The sequence below is a fragment of the Rhizobium sophorae genome, from assembly GCF_013087515.1.
In the GTDB taxonomy this organism is placed as follows: Bacteria; Pseudomonadota; Alphaproteobacteria; order Rhizobiales; family Rhizobiaceae; genus Rhizobium; species Rhizobium sophorae.
In genome coordinates, this window is record NZ_JABFCN010000030.1 from 96,403 (window position 1) to 115,900 (window position 19,498).

A 19,498-nucleotide genomic window follows, 5' to 3' on the forward strand; every position below is an offset into this window, starting at 1 on the left:
ACAAATTGGCTCGTCTTGTTCAATAATTTTTTTAGCCCTGAGATCAAAAAATCGCTTGATTATGAAGGCGAATATTCTTATTTCCCACTCAGCCCAAAGTCGCACGTGCCCATGGGTGTCCGCCGAACCCTCGAATTGGTGAGGAAATCGGTAAGGTACCTGGAATTAACCCCTCCAGTCGCTATTCCGGCCAACCGGAAAATGCGAGGACGCCTGAAGCAACGACGGTGCGGGCCTTTTTGTTCTCTCCCTGCTTTCCATCAGCGGGGGTTACTGAAGAGGCACACCATCATTGCCGGAAGTGCGGTTGGGATTCTCCCTCCAATCCATGGCAGACAAAGCCGAACTTACACCGCATCGCGGCGTTGGTTCACTATCTGCGCATCGAGCGCTTGCTATGGTTCCGGGGTCTCCACCGGCTGGTTCCAATGCGAGCTATCGTATGCCCTTTGTCCTCCGGTTCATGCCGGAGCTCTGGAATTGGAAGAGGGAATCGATATGACCACCCAGCGCATCCGCGACTTTCTCGCAACCCGACGTCCCGATGGTCCCTGCCTCGTGGTTGACCTCGACGTCGTTCGCGACAATTTCCACGCCTTCCGTCACGCCATGCCGGACAGCGCCATCTACTATGCCGTCAAGGCCAACCCGGCTCCCGAAGTGCTGAAGCTGCTCGCAGGCCTCGGCTCCAATTTCGATTGCGCATCCGTTGCCGAAATCGAAATGGCGCTCGACGCCGGTGCGACCGCCGCCCGCATCTCCTATGGCAACACGATCAAGAAGGAACGTGACGTTGCCCGCGCCCATGCGCTGGGCGTCAGCCTCTTTGCCGTCGACAGCCACGAGGAAGTCGAGAAGATTTCCCGCGCCGCTCCCGGCGCCCGTGTCTTCTGCCGCGTGCTCACGGATGGCGAAGGCGCCGAATGGCCGCTGTCGCGCAAGTTCGGCTGCGTTCCGCAGATGGCTGTCGACGTTCTCGTCTACGCCCATCAGCTTGGCCTGCAGTCCTATGGCGTCTCGTTCCATGTCGGTTCGCAGATGACCAAGGTCGATGCCTGGGATTCGGCGCTCGCCGATGCCAAGCGCGTCTTCGTATCGCTTGCCAAGCAGGGCATCCACCTGCAGATGGTCAACATGGGCGGCGGCTTCCCGACCAAGTACCTGCGTGACGTTCCGTCCGCAGAAGCTTACGGCAAGTCGATCTACCAGGCGCTGCGCACGCATTTCGGCAACCAGATCCCGCAGACGATCATCGAGCCGGGCCGCGGCATGGTCGGCAATGCCGGTGTCATCAAGGCGGAAGTCGTTCTGATTTCGAAGAAGTCGGACAATGACGATGCCCGTTGGGTCTTCCTCGACATCGGCAAGTTCGGCGGTCTCGCCGAGACGATGGACGAAGCCATCCGCTATCCGATCCGCACGGAACACGATGGTGATGAGATGGAGCCCTGCGTCATCGCCGGTCCGACCTGCGATTCGGCCGACGTGCTCTACGAGAAGAACCTCTATCCGCTGCCGATCTCCCTTTCGATCGGCGACGAGGTCCTGATCGAAGGCACCGGCGCCTATACGACGACCTATTCGGCGGTCGCTTTCAACGGTTTCGACCCGTTGAAAGCCTACGTCATCTAAGGTCGTTTCCGCCGGCCCCGTAACCAGCCGGGGCGGCAACTTCACAATTTTCCTTCATCGCCGCTGATAACGGTATTGGGTACGGGAGGCCAAGATGGCCGCTGTTCTTGATTCTGTCCGCGCATTCTTTGCGCCTACCACTTTCGCCATCGACGCCGAAAATCCCTCGGATGTCGTTGCGCGTGAAAACCTGCTCGACCGCGTCATGGGCGCGGGTCGCCGCAAGAAGTCGTCGGAGAAGATCCGCCGCAACCGCGTTCCGGCCGAGGGTCTTGCGCTCGTCGCGCGCGATCGCGACGGCCGTCTCATCGGTACGGTGCGGCTCTGGAACATCGAGGCCGGTGTCAATGACGAAGGCACGCCGATCAATGCACTGCTGCTCGGGCCGCTTGCTGTTGCCTCGCAGCATGGCGGCAAAGGCATCGGTGCGGCGCTGATGCGCGCGGCAATCCTCGAAGCGAAGAATCGCGGGCACGGCGCCGTCCTGCTCGTCGGCGATGCGGCCTATTACGAGCGCTTCGGCTTCTTTGCCGAAAAGGCCCGTCATCTCGTCATGCCGGGTCCATTCGAACGTTCGCGCTTTCTTGCGCTTGAGCTCACGGAAGGCTGGCTTGACGGCGCGGCCGGCATGATCGTCCCCTCGGGACGCATGCTGGCCAGCGCGCCGGTTCGCCGCGCAGCCTAGCGCATCGACCCGAAAAAACGCGCGGAGCCGTAAGGCTGCGCCGACCGGCCGGCCAGGTTGGGAATTTTTCCCCCGGCTGGTAATATCCGCGCCGTTTGACCACGCAGGCAGGCGGGCCTGGTGTGGTTGCGGCGCGGATTGTCTTTCTGGCATCAAGTTTCGAAAGGGCGCCGGCAGCACGCGGAAACACAATCGCGTGAAAAGGGTCGCCGGCACGCGAACATATCGCGACGATATCCTATCTTGCATCGCATGATCCGCCTTCTTTCCCTTCTGCTTCTCTTCTGCCTGCCGCTTGCCGCAACGGGGCCGGCGACTGCTCAGAGCACGGCTTCCGGCGTCGGCGGGCTTGGCCCGCGTCTCGATCGCGCGGCGCGCGACCCGGCGATGAGGCCTCTCAAGACGGTGATTGTCGCTCGCGACGGACGCGTGCTCAGCGAACGTGGGTTTCATGGTCATTCGCCCTCGGAATCGACCAATATCAAATCCGCTTCGAAGTCGATCATCTCGGCGTTGGTCGGTATCGCCATCGACAAAGGCATGCTGACGGGGCCGGATCAGAAGATCGCGCCGATCCTGAAGGCCGATCTCCCTGTAACGCCCGACCCGCGCATCAACGACATCACCATCGGCAATCTTCTCTCGATGCAGGCTGGGCTCGATCGTATGTCGGGGGCGAACTACGGCCGCTGGGTCTCCTCGCGCAACTGGGTGCGCTTTGCGCTGTCGCAGCCTTTCGTCGATCAGCCCGGTGGCGAGATGCTCTATTCCACCGCATCCACGCATCTGCTGTCGGCCATTCTCACCAAGGTCGGCCGGCGGCCGACGCTGGTGTTGGCGCGCGAATGGCTGGGTCCTGTCGAAGGTTTCCGCATTGGCGCATGGGAGCGCGATCCGCAGGGCATCTATCTCGGCGGCAATCAGATGGCGATGAGCGCCCGGTCCCTGCTTGCCTTTGGCGAACTCTACCGCAACAGCGGCAAGACCGCCGACGGCCGCCAGATCGTCCCTGCCGACTGGATCGCTCAGTCGTGGCAGCAGCGCACCAACTCGCGCTTCTCCGGCGATGAATATGGCTATGGCTGGTTCACACGGCAGATCGGCGGCGAGCAGGTGCATTTCGCCTGGGGATATGGCGGGCAGATGCTCTACATCGTGCCGTCGCTCGATCTCACCGTCGTCATGACCTCGGAAGAGAGCGGTCCGTCTGCCCGAAACGGCTACAGGGACTTGCTGCACGGTCTGTTGGCGGACATCATCGGCTCGGTGCGGGCCGCCTGACGACAGCGCCGCGCGTCTTTCAGACGCGCCAAGGGTGCTGTAGGATTTTGAATGATGCAGCAGGGAAAAACCCGCGATTGTTAAATTTTTAGCGAAGGCTCCAATCAAACCGCAAAACGCTTCCTGTAAGTTCCGCGAGAATTTCGGGAAAGCGCCATGCTGCTGGATCTCAGGACAATCTATTTCATTGTTGCCGTGAGCTGTTTCGTGCTGGGCATTCTCCAGCTTGCAGCCTATGCGACGGGTCGCTTCGAGAGGTGGCCGTTGTGGTGGGGCTTGAGCAACCTTCTTGTCGGCGTCGGGTCCTTCCTCGTCGCGCTGCGCAATCTCGTTCCCTACTCGGTCTCGGTCGACGGCGGCAATATCGTCACCATCGCCGGCTACATGCTGATGTTCTTTGCCGTGCGTGTGTTTTCGGGACGAGCGCTCGACCAGCGCACTTTCTGGCTTGCCACCTTCCTCGTCAGCATTCCTGTCGTCCTCATCGTCAGCGATCCATCGGCGGTCTCGGCGAGGCTCCTCTACGTCTCCGTCATCTGCTGCCTCTGCGATCTTGCCGTCGCAAGGGAGGCGATCAGCATTGTCCGGCGCGAGAGGCTTTATTCAGCAGCCTTGCTTGTCGGCCTCTACGCCTGCACTGCCGCGATCTTTGCGGTTCGCAGCATTCTCGCGGCGATCGGTGAGATCGGTGGGCCGGATCCTTTCGGCGGCAGTGCAATTCACAGCTGGATGGCGGTATCGGCGGTCGCGTTCATCATGCTGCGCAGCATGGCCATGGTGCTGATGGCCGCCGAGCGCAGCCGAAATCAGCTGACCGAACTCGCTCACCACGATCCGCTGACCGGCGCGCTCAATCGCGGCGGCCTTGCCCAGCATCTGCCGGCTCTCGGTTCCCAGCCGGTATCGTTGCTGATTATCGATATCGACCATTTCAAGCAACTGAACGACAGGCATGGCCATGCCGCCGGTGACGACATCCTGCGGCTTTTCGCCAGTGTTTCGAGGGGCATCATGCGCTCGGACGATCTGCTTGCCCGTCAAGGTGGAGATGAGTTCCTGGCGGTGCTGAAAAACGTTTCCCGGGAGGATGCGGTGGCGATTGCCGAGCGCATCCGTCTCGCCTTCGCCGCAGCCGTCATGCAGCGGCCGGATCTGGCCGTCTTTCCGACGCTGAGCGTCGGTGTTGCCGCGCGTGCGGAAAGCGGCGGAGATTTTGAACGGCTGATGCAGAAGGCGGACGAGGCGCTCTATCGTTCGAAGCGCGAAGGCCGTAACCGGGTCGAAGTCTTCTGGGAAAATCAGCAGGCCGCTTAGCGAAAAGGGCCGAACTCTTTATCTCGGAGCGATCCTAGATGTTCTGGTCCATCGTCTCGGCGGGTATTTCATCGGCGCGGTGGATGCGTACGACGGCGGCTGGCACGCCGGCGACCGTGCAATGCTCGGGCACCGATTTGAGCACAACGCTACCGGCGGCAACTTTGCTGAAGGCGCCGATTTCGATATTGCCGAGGATCTTGGCGCCGGCGCCGATCATCACGCCGTGGCGTATCTTCGGGTGGCGGTCGCCGGTCTCCTTGCCGGTGCCCCCAAGTGTGACGTTCTGCAGGATCGACACTTCATCCTCGATGACAGCCGTTTCGCCGATGACAATGCCCGAACCGTGGTCGAGCATGATGGATGCGCCGATCCATGCCGCCGGATGGATATCCGGGCCGAAGACCAACGAAACGAGATTGGCGAGCCAACTGGCGATCTCCGGACGGCCGGCGATCCAGAGCGCATGGGCGATGCGATGCGTCTCAAGCGCATGAAAGCCCTTCAGATTGAGAAGCGCGTGCAGAAATGTCGTGCAGGCCGGATCGCGCTCGCGCACGGCGATGAGATCGGCCTCGACCTTCCGCATGATATCGTCATCAAGTGTTGACAGGATAAGATCGAACAGATCACCCGTTTCCACCTGCGCTACGGAGAGCCGCGCGGCCAGCACGCGGGCGATGATCTCATCGTTGTTGGCAGTGTCCGTTACCTGAGCGGCAAGCAGCCGCTGCAATATCGGCTCGCGCGCGGCGAGCTCGGCCGCCTCGGCGCGGATCACGGCCCAGACGGATGCGTCGGCCAAAGGCTGCGGCTGTGGCCCGGCTAAACCGAGGCGGGTCGATTTCGACATTTCCGTTTCCTCTGTCAGCCACGGCAGCGCAAAGCGCTTCCTGCTCGTGGTTCATGTTTCGCCCGGGCACGGCGTTTGGCAATCCCCGATATACTACGGCCTTGGGTCCGATAGCATATTCTAACCCCCGGATGGCTGCAGGCGAGGTGTCAGCTCCGGAAGCCGGCGCCAATGATAGAGCACATCAGGCTCCCGTTCTTCGTTGTCGGCGCCATCGGTCTCCTCCTCGGCGGTAAAACCGTGCTGTTCGTAGAAGCTGCGAGCGCTTGCATTACGCTGAAACGTCCAGAGCCTGATCTCGTTCATCTCCTCCTTGGCGCAGCCGAGGAGTGCAGAGCCGATGCCCATGCCCTGGAAACCGGGGAGAACGTAAAGCTGCTCTATCCAGTTGTCGCCATAGGCGATGACACCGACGAGCCGGTTGCCCATGGCGGCGCCGAAAATCGAGCAATTCGGCAGCAGATGCATGCGCCAGTACTGCTCCTCTTCCTCGGGCGTATGCACATCCGGCAGCCAAGGCAGCCTTTGCCACAGGGCGACACGTCTGATTCCGGCCGCGGCTTGCATGTGACCGGCCGTGAGCGCCATGATTTCGGGTTCCGTCAAGGCGTCGTCCATCGCCGGCAACGGGCCTCAAGCCGAAATATCGATGACGCCGCAGTCGCCGACTTCGGAGCCGAAGGCGAGCAGCTTGCCGTTTTTGCTCCAACTCATCGCCGTGATCGCGCCCTTGCCGGGTCGGCGCAGCAGCGCTTCCTTGCTGTCGGCGATGCGCACGGCCAGGATCATGCCGTCGATGAAGCCGATGGCGAGGATGTCTTCGAGCGGATGGAATTTCACCGCGGTCGCCATGATATTGGCGCGGGTGCCGAGTTCCAGCGGCGCCTTGCCCATCGGCCCGTCCTTGCCCTGGAAGGGCCAGACGATTGCCGCGGGCGCGCCTGAAGACGCGAGCCACTTGCCCTTGACCGACCAGGAGAGCGATTTCACCTTGGAGGGGTAGCCGGTCATGCGCATGTGGCGGGCTTCGGTGCCGGGCTTGATGTCGAGCTTCCAGCCGTGCAGTGCGTTTTCCTGCATCGTGGTGACGAGGAAATTACCATCAGGCGAGAAGGTGACGCCGGTATGCGCACCCTTCCATTCCAGATCGATCGGCTTGGCATTCATGCCGATCCAGTGCAGCGACACGCCGTTGTAGCGTGCGGCCGCGATGCGCAGGCCCTTGGGTGCGAAGGCAAGGCCTTCGACCGTGCGCTCTTCGGGGAATTCCTTGGTCGTGCCGTCGGCAAGGCGGACGAGCGAGCTCTTGCCGTAGGAATAGGCAACGGCGCCCTGCGGGCCGGCTGCCACCTGCGAAATCCATTTGCGCGGCGCGGTTGCGATCTCGCTGACGCTGCCGTCGGCGGCAATGCGTAGCACCTTGCCGTCTTCGCCGCCCGAAATCAGGCTCTCGCTGTAGGGATCGCGGATGGCGGTGAGCATGCCTTGATGGGCTTCAGAAACCCTGTCGCCGCCGTCCAGCCGGTGAAACGTGCCGTTTGCGCTTGCGAAGAAGGGAACATCACCTAAAAATTCGACGGCCAGAACGTGGCCGTCGAGATCAAGCGGTGCAACTGTCGGCATCAGGCGGCTGCCTCGCAGGCCTTGAAGGATGTTTCGAGCTTCTCACGGTCGAGTTCGCGGCCGATGAAGACGAGACGGCTCTCGTGTTTTTCGCCTTCCTTCCACGGCCGCTGATGGTCGCCCTCGATGATCATGTGCACACCCTGAACGACGTAACGCTCGGGATCGTCCTTGAAGGCGATGATGCCCTTGAGACGCAGAATATTCGGCCCCTGCGTCTGGGTGATCTTCTGAATCCAGGGGAAGAAGCGCTCCGGGTTCATCTCGCCGCCGCGCAGCGACACCGACTGCACCGTCACATCGTGGATCGCCGACATCGCGCCATGTTGATGGGCGCCATGGTGATGATGGTCGTGGCCGTGGTCACCATGCTGATGACCGTGATGATCATGGTCATGATGGTGGTGGTCATGATCGCAGTCGGGGCCGCAGACATGGTCGTCATGCCCGTGCTCAAGGAAATGCGGGTCGTTTTCGAGCGCGCGTTCCAGGTTGAAGGCGCCTTGATCGAGCACGCGGGCGAGGTCGACGCCGGAGCGGCTGGTTTTGTAGACGCGGGCGGCCGGGTTGATGGCGCGGACGATATCCTCGATCACATCAAGTTCTTCCGGGGTCACGAGGTCGCTCTTGTTGATGATGACGACGTCGGCGAAGGCGATCTGGTCCTCGGCCTCGCGACTGTCCTTCAGGCGCAGCGGCAGGTGCTTGGCATCGACGAGGGCGACGACGGCGTCGAGCTCGGTCTTGGCGCGCACATCGTCATCCATGAAGAAGGTCTGGGCGACCGGCACCGGGTCGGCAAGGCCGGTCGTTTCGACGATGATGCCGTCAAAGCGGCCGGGGCGGCGCATCAGGCCCTCGACGACGCGGATCAGGTCGCCGCGCACCGTGCAACAGACGCAGCCATTGTTCATCTCGTAGATTTCTTCGTCCGACTCGACGATCAGGTCGTTATCGATGCCGATTTCGCCGAATTCATTGACGATGACCGCATATTTCTTGCCGTGATTTTCGGAGAGGATGCGGTTGAGCAATGTCGTCTTGCCGGCACCGAGATAACCGGTGAGCACGGTAACGGGAATAGGCTTCTGGGTGGAGATCGCGTCGGTCATGAGAACCTCTAGGATTAGGCGTGCGGCCGAGCGGCTTGGGATCGGCTGCTTGAACGGTTGGTCTCATATAATGGCTTGAGCGTGGCAGTTCAAAGGGTTTTATAATGTTATAAGATCACATCGTTTGCGCGGCGCAGGCCCGCCTTCACCGGAGCTGTTCGACGTCGAAGGCATCGACATCTTCGAGCAGTTCCACCAGTCCCTTCACCGCATGGGCAATCAGTGCCTCACCCTTCTCTGCCGTCGCGGCCGCGGCGTTGCCCGCGGCGCCTTGCGTGTTGAGATCCGACATCTTCCAGCCGAAGGCGTGCGGCCCGTAGGCGCGCAGATGCTTGAAGCGCTCGGCGAATTCCGTCTGTCGCGAGGAAAAGTCCGTCGCCTTCGCCATATTCACCTTATCGGGATGAAGCGCCAGCATCACCGAGGTCTCGATATCGCCGCCATGGATGCCGATCGCCTTTTCCTCCGGCGTGACCACGCCATCCGGCACGCCGAAACGGGTCCAGCTCGTCGCCACCGCCAGCATGGCAAAGCGGACACGTGCCTCGGTCGCAATGACTGATATGACGGGCGAATTGCCGCCATGGGCGTTCAGCATCACGAATTTGCGGATGCCCTGCTTTGCCAGCCCCTCGGCGATGCCGAGCCAGCGGTTTACCGCTTCGTCGAAGGCAAGCGTCTTCGTTCCTTGAACATCCACATGCTCTATGGAATAGCCGACAGGTTCGGCGGGCAGAAAAGTGACCGGCAGGCCGGCGGGCAAGGCCATCTTCAATCGCCCGGCGATACCTTCGGCAATCAGAGTGTCGGTTTCGAAGGGCAGGTGAGGGCCGTGCTGTTCATGGGCGCCGAGCGGCAGCACGACGATCAGATGGCGTCCGTCAGGTGCAAAGGCCGGGTTGCGGTCCTCGAAGCGCGGCGAAGGTGTCATCATCCGGTCGTTGCCTCTTGTTTATGACGAGATCCTGGGCAATGTCATATCGCAGCGGCGTCGGGGCTTAAAGATCAAAGGGATGGCTATGGGAAAGAAGCATAAGGACGGCAAAAAGAACAAGTCCAAGAAGAAGGACCAGACCGAGTATACGCTCGTCGATCTCTCCCCGGCGCTCACCCAGGCGGCGCGTTCCATGCGGACGGTGCTTTCGCGCAACCTGCTCGAAAGTGGCCTCTATGCCGGCCAGGACGGCGTCATTCTCTCGCTTGCCGAGAGCGACGGCATGACGGCTGGTGGTCTTGCCCAGAAGCTTGGGGTCAAGGCGCCGACAATGACGCGCACGATCGGCCGCATGGAGGCGCAGGGCTTTCTCGAGCGCAAGCCCGATGCGGAGGATGCGCGCCTCACCAAGGTCTATCTCACCGAACTCGGCCGCGGCAGCGTGCAGGGGATCGAGATGGCGGCCTCGGCCTGCGACAGGCTGGCGACGCAGGAGTTCTCCGAGAAGGAAATTCGCAATCTCGTCCGCCTGCTGAAGGCGATCGATGCCAATCTGCAGGCCGAAGCCATTCATATCGAAGAACCGGACGAAGACTGAAATTTCCCTGAAAGACGAATTGCTTCCATCGATTAAATCTTTTAATTAAACATTTTAAGGGCCGCGCCGGTTTGACGGCGGGGTCTTGACTGTCTTGCGTGCTGCCTGGAGGAGGACACGTGGTCCAGAAGATCAAGCTTTCGACAATCGCCGAAACGCTCGGCATTTCAACGGCGACCGTATCGCTTGCCTTACGCGACAGTCCACTTGTCGCCGGCAATACCCGGGAGAAGATCAAGGAACAGGCGCGCGCTCTCGGCTATATCTACAATCGCCGCGCCGCCAGCCTTCGCACCTCGCGCTCCGGCATCATCGGCGTCGTCGTGCACGACATCATGAACCCCTTCTACGGCGAGATCCTGAAAGCGATCGAAAGCGAGCTCGACCGCAGCCGCCACACCTTCATCCTTTCCAACCATTACGACAATGTCGAAAAGCAGCGCACTTTCATCGAGACGCTGCTGCAGCTCGGCGGCGACGGCGTCATCATGTCGCCGGCGATCGGTACGCCGCCGGAAGATGTGCAACTGGCAGAAGACAACGGCATGCCGGCGATCCTGGTCGCGCGCTCGATGGATGGGCAGGACCTGCCGACCTATCGCGGCGACGACAGCTACGGCATCTCGCTTGCCACCAACCACCTGATCGGTCTCGGTCATCGCTCGATCGCCATGATCGGCGGCACCGACCAGACATCCACCGGCCGCGATCGCTACCAGGGTTATGTCAATTCGCTGCGCAAGGCCGGCATCGAGGTCGATCCGAACCTGCGGATTCCCGGTCCGCGCTCGAAGCAGGGCGGTTTCGAGGCTGCAGTGCATTTCCTTTCGCTGCCGCAGAAGCCGACCGCCGCCGTTTGCTGGAACGATCTCGTGGCGATCGGCCTGATGAACGGCATTGCGCGCGCCGGCCTGGTGCCGGGACGCGATATTTCCGTCACCGGCTACGACGATCTCGAGGAGGCGTCGATCGCTACGCCTGCGCTGACGACCGTCTGGAATGGTCAGGCCGAGGTCGGGCGCTTGGCCGCCCGGGCGCTGCTCGATCGCCTTGCCGGCAGCCATGAGCCTGACGGCATGCATCTGATCAAACCGGAAATGCGCATTCGCCAGTCCACCAGTCCCCATCGGCCGCGCGCCTGAACCACGACCGCCATCCAAGAGGAAAAGCCATGTCCCGCATCGCCATTCTCGTTCCTGGGAAGATACACGAGCGTGTTCTCGAAAGGTTGAAGGATCGTTTTGAGATTATCGCTGTTCCGCGCGAGGAGAAGCTTGCGCTCGACGGCGAGATTGCCGGCCGCATCCGCGGCGTCGCCGTGTCTGGTTCCTTCCCGGGCGCCTGGATGGACCAGCTGCCGAATGTCGAGGTGGTCGCCAATTTCGGTGTCGGTTATGACGGCGTCGATGTGAAACATGCCGCCGAAAAAGGCATTGTCGTCACCAATACGCCGGAGGTGCTGAACGATGAGGTCGCCGACACGGCGATCGGCTTGCTGCTGAACACGGTCCGCGAGTTGCCGCGGGCCGAAGCCTGGCTGCGATCCGGCAACTGGAAGCCGGGCACGGCCTATCCGCTGTCGCGCTTCTCGCTCAGGGGCCGCCATGTCGGGCTTTACGGACTTGGCCGCATCGGGCTCGAAATCGCCAAGCGGCTGGAGCCGTTCAAGGTGAAAATCAGTTATCACACGCGTTCGCGCCATGCCGATGTGTCCTACGATTATCACCCGACGCTGAAGGGGCTGGCGAATGCTGTGGATACGCTGATCGCCATCGTTCCGAAGACGCCGCAGACGCACAAGACGATCGATGCCGATATTCTGGCAGCGCTCGGCCCTGACGGCATTCTCGTCAATGTCGGCCGCGGCTGGACGGTGGACGAGGAGGCGTTGAGTGCCGCGCTTGCTTCCGGCGCGCTCGGGGCTGCCGGTCTCGACGTCTTCTATGAAGAGCCGACCGTGCCGGCCGACCTGCTGAAACCGACCAATGCCGTGCTGCTGCCGCATGTCGCCTCCGCGTCCGTGCCGACACGCAATGCAATGGCCGATCTCGTCTCCGACAATCTCATTGCCTGGTTCGAGAAGGGTGCGGCTTTGACGCCGGTGCCGGAGACGCCGCAGAAGGCTTAGGCGCGGATTGGCTCGGCGGACAATGCTTTCTGCCAAGCACAGACATAGCGCTTCGCGGGCGCCTGGAGTCAGGCGATCGCCTGCGCGGGGATGACCGGCAGCTTGGCCGCGGCATAGCTGCGGACGGCGTCGCCGAAAGCGGCGAACAGCTGGTTCGAAGACTTGTCGGTTTCAGCCCAATATTCCGGATGCCATTGCACGCCGACTGCAAAGGCCTTGGCGTCGATGACGGAAACGGCCTCCACCGTGCCGTCCTCGGCGATCGCTTCCACCTGCAGGCGTGGGGCGGTCCTGGCGATTGCCTGGCGATGCAGGGAATTCACGCGGATCTCGCCCGGACCGAGAATGCCGGCGATGCAGGAGCCTTCCCTGACGTGGACGGTCTGGCGAATGGCGTACATGCCGTCCCGATCGACGCCTTCCGGCCGGCGGTGGTCCCAGATGCCGGGTTGCTCGTGGATCTCACTTGCCAGCGAGCCGCCGAGGGCGACGTTCAGCTCCTGGATGCCGCGGCAAATAGCAAGCAGCGGGATGGCGCGGTCGATGGCGCGGCGGATGAGCGGTAGGCTGGTGGCGTCGCGGGCGGGGTCGAAGGGCCCGTCCTTGTCATTCACCTCTGTGCCGTAGAGCGAGGGGTGCACATTGCTGGCCGAGCCGGACACCAGCAGGCCGTCGACGCGGTCGAGGATCGCATCCGTGTCGTAGCCTTCCTCGAAGGCGGGGATGATGAAGGCCATGACGCCGGCAGCATTCAATGTGGCACGCAGATATTGATGCTGCACGGCATGCCAGGTTGCGCCGTCGAAGCTGCGGATATCGGCAGGAATGGCAACGATCGGTTTCGTCATATCAGCCCCGGTGAATTCTTTGTGTTTACCGTTTCTGCCGCCAGAACGGTCGTCAAGTCAACGCTTGGCTTCGTGAGGTGGCCAAATTGCGGCGGAAGCGGTGCCGAAGCTCTCCAATTTGCGGCTAAGCCGCTGATTTTGATAGGCGCATACGGGCTGCCTTATTGCCGTCTTGATGCCAAAGGCTAATAGACTAAAGCTTGAATCGCGGCCCCCGCCATGCTTAGGTTTGCCCTTGCTGCGGGTAGGGGTGAAGATCGCCGCGCAGTACCATCTATACGGGAGGTTTTTGATGGATCGTCGTTCGTTTTTCAAGAAGGCGGGAACCGCCGGCGCTGGTGCGGTTGCCGCAACGGCATTGGCAGCGCCTGCGATCGCGCAGGAGAATCCGAAGATCGCGTGGCGCATGACATCGTCGTTTCCGAAGAGCTTGGATACGATCTATGGCGGCGCCGAGGACATCGCCAAGCATGTTGCCGCCGCCACCGACGGCAATTTCACGATTCAGCCTTTTGCGGCCGGTGAAATCGTACCCGGCCTGCAGGCCGTCGATGCGGTGGCCGCCGGCACGGTCGAGGCAGCGCACACCACCTCCTACTATTTTGTGGGCAAGGATCCAGCCTATGCCTTCGGAACGGCTACTCCGTTCGGACTGAACAGCCGCCTGACCAATGCCTGGTTCTACGAGGGCAATGGCAACAAACTGATGAACGAGTTCTACGCCACGCAGGGCATGTATGCCCTGCCGGCCGGCAATACAGGCGCCCAGATGGGTGGCTGGTTCCGCAAGGAAATCAATACGCTCGATGACCTCAAGGGCGTCAAGATGCGCATTGCCGGCCTTGCCGGCCGCGTCATGGAAAAGGTCGGCGTCATCCCGCAGCAGATCGCCGGCGGCGACATCTATCCGGCGTTGGAAAAAGGCACGATCGATGCGGCCGAATTCGTCGGCCCTTATGACGACCTGAAGCTCGGCTTCCACAAGGTGGCGAAATACTATTATTATCCTGGTTGGTGGGAAGGCGGCCCGACGGTTCATGCCTTCTTCAATCTCGAAAAGTGGAGCACTCTGCCGAAGCAGTACCAGGCAGCGCTGACCGACGCCTGTGCCTTCGCCAACACCAACATGCTGGCGAAATACGATACGAAGAACCCGACCGCGCTGAAGCAATTGGTCGCGGAGGGCGCGACGTTGCGGCCGTTCAGCCAGGAGATCATGGAAGCCTGCTTCCAGGCGGCGACGGGCATCTACAGCGAAATCTCGGGCACGAACCAGTACTTCAAGAAGATCTACGACGATCAAACCGCCTTCAAGCGGGATGCCTATCTCTGGATGCAGCTGTCGGAATACACCTTCGATACGTTCATGATGATCCAGCAGCGGGCCGGAAAGCTTTAAGCTCTCCGCCGTCGACGCTTCAGACGAGCGCAATAACAAATCCCGGATCTCGATCCGGGGTTTTGTTATTGCTGGACTAGAGCCTTTCCGGGTTAGATTGAAGCATTCTGTTAGCTCAAACGGAGTTGGATGGTCGACCGGCCGGCGCGTGTCGTAGCCCGGCTCTACGGCCAAGCCGGCCGGTCGATCAGCCGGCCCGTTTCAGCCAACCCGAAGGGCCGGGCATCTTTCCGCCAGGATCAAAGGCGATCGGCTCGGACGTACCAAGAGGTATGCCCTTCGCCAATCGCCTTCGCCCTGACGAAAACCTGCTCCGGCAGAATGCTTCAATCTAACCCGGAAAGGCTCTATTTGGCCGGTGGCGGCGGTGCTCCCGGCAGGCCGTTCAACGGCGGCAGGGTCAGGCCTGGGATCTGCGGTGAGCCATTGTCGCCGCCGCCCATTGGCGGCAGGCCGAGCTGGCCGCCGAAGCCCGGGATTTCGATCTTGATCGAGTTGGGGTCGACCTTCGGGCCGTGATCCAGCCAATAGGTGACGGATTGCGGCCAGAAGATCACGATCGCCACCAGGATCAGCTGCATGCCGACCCAGGGGAGGGCGCCCATGTAGATATCCGAGGTCTTGACGTCCTTGCTGGCGATCGAGCGCAGGTAGAAGAGTGCGAAGCCGAAAGGCGGATGCATGAAGCTGGTCTGCATGTTGACGCAGATCAGGACGCCGAACCAGATCAGGTCGATGCCGAGACTGGAGGCGACGGGAGCGAGCATGGGAATGACGATGAAGGCGATCTCGAAGAAATCGAGGAAGAAGGCGAGCACGAAGATGAAGATGTTGACGAAGATCAGGAAACCGACCGGCCCGCCGGGAATACCCGACAGCATGTGCTCGATCCAGCGCGAGCCGTCCATGCCCTGGAAGACCAGGCTGAAACAGGTGGAGCCGATCAGGATCATCACCACCATGGATGTGATGTGCGTGGTCGACGACATGGCTTCGCGGATCAGCGGCCAGGTGAGGCGGCGATTCATGGCGGCAAGCACAATGGCGCCGACGACGCCGAGCGCGCCTGCTTCGGTCGGCGTTGCAAGACCCATGAAGATCGTGCCGAGTACGAGGAAGATCAGCACGATCGAGGGGACCATGCCCATCAGCACCTTCACCAGCAGAGCCCAGCTGAAATCGCCGCGTACCTCTTTCGGCAGCGGCGGCATCGACTTCGGCCGGACGATCGACGTCACCAGGATGAAGAGCACGAAGATCGTCACCTGCAGAATCGAGGGGCCGATCGCGCCGAGATACATGTCGCCGACCGACCTGCCGAGCTGATCGGCGAGGACGACGAGCACGAGCGAGGGCGGGATCACCTGGGTGATCGTGCCCGAGGCGGCGATGACGCCGGTGGCAAGGCGCGGGTTGTAGCCGTAGCGCAGCATGATCGGCAGCGAGATCACCCCCATGGTGATCACGGAGGCGGCCACCGTGCCGGTGATCGCGCCGAGCACGGCGCCGACGAGGATGACGGCATAGGCGAGGCCGCCTGGTATGCCACCGAAGAGCTTGCCGGTGCCTTCGAGCAGGTCCTCGGCCAGCCCGCAGCGCTCCAGCACCGCGCCCATGAAGGTGAAGAAGGGGATGGCGAGCAGGAGGTCGTTGGAAAGGATGCCGAAGAAGCGCAGCGGCAGAGCCTGCAGGAAGACCTCGCCGAAATGGCCGGTGACGATGCCGATGATGGCGAAAAACAAGCCGACGGCGGCGAGCGAAAAGGCGACCGGAAAGCCGTAGAGCATGAAGATGACCATGCCCAGGAACATGGCCGGCGGGATGATGCCGAAATCAAACAAATCCGTGTCTCCCAGCCCGCTTTACTGCAGCGGTTTTTCGTATTTCGTATCGATGCTGATATAGCCGGTGAGCGCTGCGATCCGCTTGACCAGTTCCGAGAGGCCCTGAAGGGAGAGCAACGCGAAGCCGGCGACGAGGATCAGCTTGACGGGCCAGCGGATCAGCCCACCGGCATTGCCCGAAATTTCGCCCTGATGGTAAGAGAGCGCGAAGAAAGGCCAGCACAGCCAGGTGAGATAGACGCATGCGGGAAGGAGGAAGACGATGAGGCCGACGATGTCGATCCAGATCTTCGCCCTGTCGGAAACCGAACCATAGATCAGATCGACACGGACATGTTCATTGTTGCGCAGCGCATGCGAGGCGCCGAGCATGACGACGAAGGCGAAGAGATACCACTGGATCTCCAGCCAGCCGTTCGAACTGTAGTTGAAGGCATAACGGACGATGGCGTTACCGGCGCTGATCAGGCAGCAGAACAGCACCATATATTCGGAAAGTTTGCCCATGAACTGACTGATCGAATCGATCAGCCGGCTTGCGGCCAGAAGTACCGACATTCGCCTCCCCTTGTTCTTGTCCCGCCGGTTTTCCGGCAGCTTTTCCCTCTTGCAATCGATGTAGACCACGGCCTTTGAAATTGGAAGGATAAATGCCTCGCGTTGGAGTATAGTCTTAGATGCGCAGGTCGGACCATATGGCCGTCGAATATTTCAACAACCCAAGCGTGGATAAATTATTTCAGTAATCTCGCCGGTAGGCTGCATTAACTCGCGTAGGCTGTGCAGTTCATCCTGTGGTTTTAGAAAATTTGACCAAATGTTTGATTCCATTGAAATCAATTTTTAAAGGGTTGGGCTTAGAATTCCCGCGCACAGGGAAAGTGTGGATGAAGCCAGATAACCCGAACAGGGTCCCTATAGATGTTTATCTGTCGTTTGTGAGTTCCCTTTCCGGGAACCGCATGACGCTTCTTGTTGGCGTGATCGTGCATGTTGCGACGTGCCTTGCAGTGGCTGCCAAGACGCAGTACTCCATCTACATCCTGCTGTCGGTCGCCTTCCTTCTGGTCTTCAGCGGTCGCATGGCCATCTTCCGGCAGTTCGATCGTGTCGACAAGCAGAGCCTGTCGCGTGCCGGAATCGAGCGTTGGGAGCGGATTCTCGTTGCCACTGGAGCCTGCACTACCGCGCTCCTCGGCATCGCCAGCGGCTACGCCATCTTCGTCGTGCGTGATTCCTTTGCGGAGCTTGCCTGCATTTCCGTCACCATGGCGACTATGGTTTCCGTCGTCGGCCGCAACTACGGCTCGCGTTTCGCAGTCGACCTCCAGACGTTCTTCTGCTGCCTGCCGATGATCGTCTGCAGCCTGCTGGTGCTGGATTTCTATCGCGGCGTGCTGTCGATCCTCCTCATTCCTTTCTGGCTGACGACGCGGGCCATGGCGAACGGCGTGCGCGAGTTTCTCTATGAGAATGTCATTGCGCGCCGGGAGATCACCATCATCGCCGACCGTTTCGATACGGCGCTCAACAACATGCCGCACGGCCTCGTCATGGTCGATGCCGAAAACCGCATCCAGGTGGTCAATCGCAAGGCCTGCGAGCTTCTGAAGATCGGTGCGCCGGAGCGGCTGAAGGACCGCGATCTCGGCGCCGTGCTCCGCTACGGCGCGCGGTACAGCTTCATGGATGCCTCGCAGCCGGAGCTCATCCTGCGCCAGCTCACCCAGGTCGCCGAGGGCAGCCTGTCGCGCACGCTCATTCATTTTCCCGAGAGCCTGTCGCTCGAATTCTCCGCCAGCCGCAGGGCCGACGGCGGCGCCGTGCTGATCTTCGAGGACGTGTCGAGCCGGGTGAAGGCGGAGCAGAAGATCCTGCACATGGTGCGCTTCGATGCGCTGACCGGCCTGCCCAACCGGGAATATTTCGGCCAGCTGGTGCAGGAGTATTTTGCCAAGTATCCGAAGAAGAACGGGCCGCTCGGCTTCATGGTGCTCGATATCGACGAGTTCAAACATGTCAATGACATGCGCGGCCATGTGACCGGCGACCATCTGCTCTGCGCTATCGCCGCCCGCATCAAGCAGGCCTCCGGCAATGCCATCCTCGGCCGGCTGATGGGCGATCAGTTCATCCTGTTCTTCCCGCGTGCGAAGGAGCAGGCCTCGCTCGACCGCGAAATCCGCCGCGTTCACGCTGCGATCCAAGGCCACTACGAGGTCGACGAAGTGACTTTTCTCGTTTCGCTCAGCGCCGGTTATGCGATTCTCGAAAGCGACGCGTTCGCGATGGACGAATGGAGCGTCAAGGCGGATCTTGCCCTGTTCGAAAGCAAGTCTCGCTTCAAGGGCGGCATTTCCGGCTTCGAGCGGGAGATGGACGGCCGCTATATCGAGCAGCAGAAGCTGAAGGCGGATCTGCGCGACGCGGTCTCGGCGCAGGCGCTGCATCTCGTCTTCCAGCCGATGTTCCGGGCCGACGGCTCGCAGATCGAATGTGCCGAGGCCTTGGCGCGTTGGGTGCATCCGGAGAGGGGCTCGATCCCGCCCGACGTCTTCATCCGGCTCGCCGAGGATATGGGCATCATCTCCGACATCACCCGCTTCGTGCTGTTCAAGGCCTGCAGCGAATGCATGACCTGGCCGGAACATATCGCCGTCTCGGTCAACCTCTCGGCGCGGGATCTGCGCGATGCCGATATTCTCTCGGTGGTCGCCGAAGCGCTTGCCCATTCCGGCCTCGATGCGGCGCGGCTGCATCTCGAAGTCACCGAAAGCTGCCTGATCGACGAGCCGGCGGCAGTGCGCGCCATCCTGGCGGAGCTCAGGTCCCGCGGCATCACCATTGCCATCGACGATTTCGGCACCGGTTTCTCCAGCCTCAGTTATCTCGACACGCTGCCGCTCGATATCGTCAAGATCGATCGCTCTTTCGTGCGCAACATCGTCGAGGATACCCGCCGCCTCAAGCTCTTGCGCGGTACGGTCCATCTCGCCCGGGAACTCGGCCTGAAGATCGTGATCGAGGGCGTAGAGACCGAGGAACAGCTGGCCCTGCTCAACAAACACCGCAGCGCCGATCTGGTACAGGGCTATGTTTTCTCGCAACCGGTGCCTTCCCAGAACATCAGGCTGCTGCACGAGGGAATCGGCCGCCGCACCGTCCCCCGCCGTCGCAACAAGGTCGCCTGAGCCGCCTGCAAGTGACTGGTTATCCAGCCGAAAATCTTGCGCCCCGTTAACCTTAA

The 19,498-nt window shown here is 61.2% G+C and carries 17 protein-coding genes; 9 read left to right on the plus strand and 8 right to left on the minus strand.

The window, feature by feature from the left end; genetic code table 11:
* Window positions 1-498 precede the first annotated feature (498 nt).
* The 4 genes from odc2 (at window position 499) to G9X64_RS17825 (ending at window position 4,912) form a co-directional block, all read left to right on the plus strand.
* A complete protein-coding gene (gene odc2, locus G9X64_RS17810; protein WP_017967927.1) occupies window positions 499-1,632 on the plus strand; it encodes an ornithine/lysine decarboxylase in 1,134 nt (377 codons plus the stop codon).
* A gap of 94 nt (window positions 1,633-1,726) precedes the next feature.
* Window positions 1,727-2,317 carry a GNAT family N-acetyltransferase gene (locus tag G9X64_RS17815; protein ID WP_171377091.1) on the plus strand — a complete coding sequence of 197 codons (591 nt, stop codon included), beginning with the start codon at window positions 1,727-1,729 and terminating at the stop codon, window positions 2,315-2,317.
* 252 nt (window positions 2,318-2,569) lie between these two features.
* On the plus strand, window positions 2,570-3,598 hold the full coding sequence (locus G9X64_RS17820; protein ID WP_171377179.1) for a serine hydrolase domain-containing protein: 1,029 nt from the start codon (window positions 2,570-2,572) through the stop codon (window positions 3,596-3,598).
* Between the two features lie 156 nt (window positions 3,599-3,754).
* Window positions 3,755-4,912 (plus strand): GGDEF domain-containing protein, encoded by a 1,158-nt coding sequence (locus G9X64_RS17825; protein WP_171377092.1) that lies wholly within the window; start codon window positions 3,755-3,757, stop codon window positions 4,910-4,912.
* Between the two features lie 34 nt (window positions 4,913-4,946).
* Here G9X64_RS17825 and cysE read toward each other — a convergent pair whose 3' ends face one another.
* From cysE to G9X64_RS17850, 5 genes are all read right to left on the minus strand, one after another.
* Entirely contained in the window at window positions 4,947-5,765 is an 819-nt protein-coding gene (gene cysE / locus G9X64_RS17830; RefSeq protein WP_171377093.1) for a serine O-acetyltransferase, read from the minus strand.
* Between the two features lie 120 nt (window positions 5,766-5,885).
* Window positions 5,886-6,383, minus strand: coding sequence for a GNAT family N-acetyltransferase (locus G9X64_RS17835; protein ID WP_171377094.1), 498 nt, complete (start codon window positions 6,381-6,383; stop codon window positions 5,886-5,888).
* 15 nt (window positions 6,384-6,398) lie between these two features.
* The gene (locus G9X64_RS17840; protein WP_171377095.1) at window positions 6,399-7,388 is read right to left on the minus strand and encodes a WD40 repeat domain-containing protein; all 990 of its coding nucleotides are present in this window, start codon (window positions 7,386-7,388) and stop codon (window positions 6,399-6,401) included.
* A complete protein-coding gene (locus G9X64_RS17845) occupies window positions 7,388-8,500 on the minus strand; it encodes a CobW family GTP-binding protein (RefSeq protein ID WP_171377096.1) in 1,113 nt (370 codons plus the stop codon). Before G9X64_RS17845 ends, G9X64_RS17840 begins: the two co-directional genes overlap by 1 nt.
* A gap of 145 nt (window positions 8,501-8,645) precedes the next feature.
* On the minus strand, window positions 8,646-9,434 hold the full coding sequence (locus G9X64_RS17850) for a creatininase family protein (protein WP_171377097.1): 789 nt from the start codon (window positions 9,432-9,434) through the stop codon (window positions 8,646-8,648).
* 85 nt (window positions 9,435-9,519) lie between these two features.
* Between G9X64_RS17850 and G9X64_RS17855 the strand changes: the two genes are divergently transcribed.
* The 3 genes from G9X64_RS17855 to G9X64_RS17865 all read left to right on the plus strand — a co-directional run bounded on the left by G9X64_RS17855 (window position 9,520) and on the right by G9X64_RS17865 (window position 12,160).
* The gene (locus tag G9X64_RS17855; protein WP_025396056.1) at window positions 9,520-10,032 is read left to right on the plus strand and encodes a MarR family winged helix-turn-helix transcriptional regulator; all 513 of its coding nucleotides are present in this window, start codon (window positions 9,520-9,522) and stop codon (window positions 10,030-10,032) included.
* Between the two features lie 119 nt (window positions 10,033-10,151).
* A complete protein-coding gene (locus G9X64_RS17860; RefSeq protein ID WP_129418993.1) occupies window positions 10,152-11,174 on the plus strand; it encodes a LacI family DNA-binding transcriptional regulator in 1,023 nt (340 codons plus the stop codon).
* A 29-nt stretch (window positions 11,175-11,203) separates the two neighbouring features.
* Window positions 11,204-12,160 (plus strand): 2-hydroxyacid dehydrogenase, encoded by a 957-nt coding sequence (locus G9X64_RS17865; protein WP_171377098.1) that lies wholly within the window; start codon window positions 11,204-11,206, stop codon window positions 12,158-12,160.
* Window positions 12,161-12,228: 68 nt separating this feature from the next.
* Here G9X64_RS17865 and G9X64_RS17870 read toward each other — a convergent pair whose 3' ends face one another.
* Complete coding sequence (locus G9X64_RS17870) at window positions 12,229-13,008, minus strand: gamma-glutamyl-gamma-aminobutyrate hydrolase family protein (RefSeq protein ID WP_171377099.1); 780 nt, start codon at window positions 13,006-13,008, stop codon at window positions 12,229-12,231.
* A 292-nt stretch (window positions 13,009-13,300) separates the two neighbouring features.
* Here G9X64_RS17870 and G9X64_RS17875 point away from each other — a divergent pair, with 292 nt between their 5' ends.
* Window positions 13,301-14,407, plus strand: coding sequence for a TRAP transporter substrate-binding protein (locus G9X64_RS17875; protein ID WP_168308612.1), 1,107 nt, complete (start codon window positions 13,301-13,303; stop codon window positions 14,405-14,407).
* Window positions 14,408-14,754: 347 nt separating this feature from the next.
* On the opposite strand, the gene G9X64_RS17880 is transcribed toward G9X64_RS17875, so the two are convergent.
* Window positions 14,755-16,248 carry a TRAP transporter large permease gene (locus tag G9X64_RS17880; protein ID WP_171377100.1) on the minus strand — a complete coding sequence of 498 codons (1,494 nt, stop codon included), beginning with the start codon at window positions 16,246-16,248 and terminating at the stop codon, window positions 14,755-14,757.
* Between the two features lie 21 nt (window positions 16,249-16,269).
* Window positions 16,270-16,809, minus strand: coding sequence for a TRAP transporter small permease subunit (locus tag G9X64_RS17885; protein WP_029871859.1), 540 nt, complete (start codon window positions 16,807-16,809; stop codon window positions 16,270-16,272).
* A 329-nt stretch (window positions 16,810-17,138) separates the two neighbouring features.
* Here G9X64_RS17885 and G9X64_RS17890 point away from each other — a divergent pair, with 329 nt between their 5' ends.
* Entirely contained in the window at window positions 17,139-19,442 is a 2,304-nt protein-coding gene (locus tag G9X64_RS17890; RefSeq protein WP_171377101.1) for a putative bifunctional diguanylate cyclase/phosphodiesterase, read from the plus strand.
* Window positions 19,443-19,498: the final 56 nt, after the last annotated feature.

Excerpts from the sequence above, each read along its gene's own strand:
- odc2 (WP_017967927.1), top strand. The coding sequence starts at position 499 with ATGACCACCCAGCGCATCCGCGACTTTCTCGCAACCCGACGTCCCGAT.
- G9X64_RS17815 (WP_171377091.1), top strand. The coding sequence starts at position 1,727 with ATGGCCGCTGTTCTTGATTCTGTCCGCGCATTCTTTGCGCCTACCACT.
- G9X64_RS17820 (WP_171377179.1), top strand. The coding sequence starts at position 2,570 with ATGATCCGCCTTCTTTCCCTTCTGCTTCTCTTCTGCCTGCCGCTTGCC.
- G9X64_RS17825 (WP_171377092.1), top strand. The coding sequence starts at position 3,755 with ATGCTGCTGGATCTCAGGACAATCTATTTCATTGTTGCCGTGAGCTGT.
- cysE (WP_171377093.1), bottom strand. The coding sequence starts at position 5,765 with ATGTCGAAATCGACCCGCCTCGGTTTAGCCGGGCCACAGCCGCAGCCT.
- G9X64_RS17835 (WP_171377094.1), bottom strand. The coding sequence starts at position 6,383 with ATGGACGACGCCTTGACGGAACCCGAAATCATGGCGCTCACGGCCGGT.
- G9X64_RS17840 (WP_171377095.1), bottom strand. The coding sequence starts at position 7,388 with ATGCCGACAGTTGCACCGCTTGATCTCGACGGCCACGTTCTGGCCGTC.
- G9X64_RS17845 (WP_171377096.1), bottom strand. The coding sequence starts at position 8,500 with ATGACCGACGCGATCTCCACCCAGAAGCCTATTCCCGTTACCGTGCTC.
- G9X64_RS17850 (WP_171377097.1), bottom strand. The coding sequence starts at position 9,434 with ATGATGACACCTTCGCCGCGCTTCGAGGACCGCAACCCGGCCTTTGCA.
- G9X64_RS17855 (WP_025396056.1), top strand. The coding sequence starts at position 9,520 with ATGGGAAAGAAGCATAAGGACGGCAAAAAGAACAAGTCCAAGAAGAAG.
- G9X64_RS17865 (WP_171377098.1), top strand. The coding sequence starts at position 11,204 with ATGTCCCGCATCGCCATTCTCGTTCCTGGGAAGATACACGAGCGTGTT.
- G9X64_RS17870 (WP_171377099.1), bottom strand. The coding sequence starts at position 13,008 with ATGACGAAACCGATCGTTGCCATTCCTGCCGATATCCGCAGCTTCGAC.
- G9X64_RS17875 (WP_168308612.1), top strand. The coding sequence starts at position 13,301 with ATGGATCGTCGTTCGTTTTTCAAGAAGGCGGGAACCGCCGGCGCTGGT.
- G9X64_RS17885 (WP_029871859.1), bottom strand. The coding sequence starts at position 16,809 with ATGTCGGTACTTCTGGCCGCAAGCCGGCTGATCGATTCGATCAGTCAG.
- G9X64_RS17890 (WP_171377101.1), top strand. The coding sequence starts at position 17,139 with ATGAAGCCAGATAACCCGAACAGGGTCCCTATAGATGTTTATCTGTCG.